The 2508-nt window shown below is 69.1% G+C and carries 3 protein-coding genes and 2 pseudogenes; all 5 read right to left on the reverse strand.

All coding sequences use genetic code 11. The features are described 5' to 3' along the window. Positions 1–146: pseudogene (locus J7E68_RS03625) on the reverse strand (elongation factor P); the annotation flags it as partial. Positions 147–220: 74 nt separating this feature from the next. Next, positions 221–658, reverse strand: coding sequence for a type II 3-dehydroquinate dehydratase (gene aroQ / locus J7E68_RS03630; RefSeq protein WP_215169939.1), 438 nt, complete (start codon positions 656–658; stop codon positions 221–223). Then, positions 655–1743: a 3-dehydroquinate synthase gene (aroB, locus tag J7E68_RS03635; RefSeq protein WP_215169941.1), complete on the reverse strand. Its 1089-nt coding sequence runs from the start codon at positions 1741–1743 to the stop codon at positions 655–657. Before aroB ends, aroQ begins: the two co-directional genes overlap by 4 nt. Next, entirely contained in the window at positions 1740–2264 is a 525-nt protein-coding gene (locus tag J7E68_RS03640; RefSeq protein ID WP_215169943.1) for a shikimate kinase, read from the reverse strand. The genes aroB and J7E68_RS03640 overlap by 4 nt, the downstream gene beginning before the upstream one ends. Then, positions 2248–2508: pseudogene (locus tag J7E68_RS03645) on the reverse strand (chorismate synthase); the annotation flags it as partial. The gene J7E68_RS03640 and the pseudogene J7E68_RS03645, both read right to left, overlap by 17 nt.

Here is a 2508-nt window from a genome sequence, read left to right on the forward strand (position 1 = left end):
ACCTTGCCGCTCATCACGTTCTTGAGCTTGGTGCGCACGAATGCCCCGACCTTGCCGGGCTTGACGTGCTGGAACTCGACGACGCTCCAGAGCTGGCGCTCGATGCTGAGGACGACGCCGTTCTTGATGTCTGCGGTAGATGCCATGCGCGGGACTTTCCGTTCCTAGAGTCTGGGGGCCGTGCGCGTCCGAGGTGGACTGGATGGGCCGAGAGTCGATTCTACGGGATCAGCGCTGCGAGCTGCCGCACAGCGCTCTCGTACCCGCTCACGCCCTCGCCGATCACTCGCAGGGCGGCGACGTCGTGGAGGTAGGAGTGATGCCGGAACTCCTCACGCGCGTACACGTCCGAGATGTGCACCTCGGCGAAAGGCAGCGTGACACCGGTGAGGGCATCCCGCAGCACGACCGACGTGTGGGTCAGACCGCCGGGGTTGATGATGATCGCCGCGCAGTCCTCGCGAGCGGCGTGGATCGCGTCGATCAGCACCCCCTCGTGGTTGCTCTGCACCGCACGCACCTCGAACCCCTCGGCGGCTGCCGCCCGCGTCGTGAGAGCCACCACGTCGTCGAGAGTGGCCGTGCCGTAGATCTCGGGTTCGCGAGTGCCCAGCAGATTGAGGTTCGGGCCGTTGACGAGCAGGATGCGGCGCGTCACTCCCCGACCTCCTGATAGGCGGCGAACAGGAGGGACTCGTCGGGCGCCTGCAGCACGGTGGGCTTGGCGATGTCATCGAGCAGGATGAATCGCAGCATGCCGCCCCGGCTCTTCTTGTCGCGCTGCATCGTCGCGAGCAGCTGAGGCCACGCTCCCGCGCGATAGGAGGTCGGCAGCCCCAATGACTCGAGGATCGGGCGGTGACGCTCGGCGGCCGTATCGGACAGACGACCGGCGAGTCGGGAGAGTTCCGCGGCGTACAGCATGCCCACCGAGATCGCCGCACCGTGCCGCCACCGATAGCGCTCGGCGTGCTCGATCGCGTGGCCGAGCGTGTGTCCGTAGTTGAGGATCTCGCGTTGCCCCGCCTCGCGGAAGTCGTCCGAGACGACCTGAGCCTTCATGTCGATCGCGAGTTCGACGGCGCGGCGGAACTCCGGTGTCGTCGTGTCGACCGCGCGCGCCGGATCCGCCTCGATGATGTCGAGGATCTCGGGAGCCCAGATGAAGCCGGCCTTGACGACCTCGGCGAAGCCAGCGGTCGCCTCGTTCGGGCTGAGGCTCGCGAGCTCGTCGAGATCGCCGATCACCGCGCGCGGTGCCCAGAAGGCGCCGACCAGATTCTTGCCTTCAGCGGTGTTGATGCCGGTCTTGCCGCCGACCGATGCGTCGACGAGCCCGAGCACGGTGGTGGGCACCTGCACCAGCTGCACGCCACGCAGCCAGGTGGCCGCGACGAAACCCGCGAGGTCGGTGACGGCGCCGCCGCCATAGCCGACGACCGCATCCGTGCGGGTGAAGTCCGCCTGGCCCATCACCTGCCAACAGAACGCGGCGACCTCGATGCGCTTGCCCTGCTCGGCATCGGGCACCTCGGCGAGCAGTACCTCGCGCGGGCCGTTCGCGACATCGGAGAGCAGGCGATCCCGCAGCTCGGCTGCCCGCGCCGCAAGGGTCGGCGGATGCACCACGAGGACCTTCCGGACGCCGGGGTCGAGGGCGGCCGACACCCCGTCGAGGATGTCGCGGCCGATGGTGACGTCGTAGGGGGTCTCCCCCGTCACGCTGATGGTGGTCGTGCTCATCCCAGTTCTCTCCTCCATGTCACGATGTCGTCGGCGATGCGCTGCATGGGGCGTCGCGACGTGTCGAACGTCACGGATGCCACCTCGTCGTACCAGCCGCGACGTTCTTCGAAGATCTGCGTCCAGCGTCCCACGGGATCCTCGCCCGCCAGAAGGGGCCGGCCTCCGCTGCGGATGCGATCGGCGACCGCTTCCGGCGTCACCGTGAGGAAGACCACGGGGAGCTCACGCAGCAGCTCCCGCGTCCCCGCATCCGTGACCGCACCGCCGCCCAACGAGATGACCCCGCCGTCGCTGCCGTCGAGTGCCGCGGCGACCTCGGCGCGCTCCAGCGAGCGGAAGTGCGGCTCACCGTGCTCGTCGAAGATCGACGGGATCGGTCCGTGCACGGCGACGACCCGTTTGTCGGTGTCGATGAACGGCACGCGGAGCCGGCGAGCGACGCGCCGCCCGACGCTGGTCTTGCCGGCCGCCATCGGACCGACGAGCACCAGCGTGAGCCGGTCAGCCTCGCTCGTCATGCGCGATGAGCGCCGCCTCGGACGCCGGCGTGGTGCGGAGTTCTGCCGGGATGCCCTCGAGGTAACCCGCGAGGTTGCGCCGGGTCTCACGGATGCTGTCGCCCCCGAACTTCTCGAGCACGGCATTCGCCAGTTCGACCGCGACCATGGCCTCGGCCACCACCCCCGCCGCGGGGACGGCGCACACGTCGGAACGCTGATGGTGGGCGGTGGCGTCTTAGCCCGACGCGCTGTCGATCGTGCG

Source organism: Microbacterium sp. ISL-103 (genome assembly GCF_018613995.1).
In the GTDB taxonomy this organism is placed as follows: domain Bacteria; phylum Actinomycetota; class Actinomycetes; order Actinomycetales; family Microbacteriaceae; genus Microbacterium.

Coding starts and splice junctions, on each gene's coding strand:
- aroB (WP_215169941.1), bottom strand. CDS start 1,743: ATGAGCACGACCACCATCAGCGTGACGGGGGAGACCCCCTACGACGTC.
- J7E68_RS03640 (WP_215169943.1), bottom strand. CDS start 2,264: ATGACGAGCGAGGCTGACCGGCTCACGCTGGTGCTCGTCGGTCCGATG.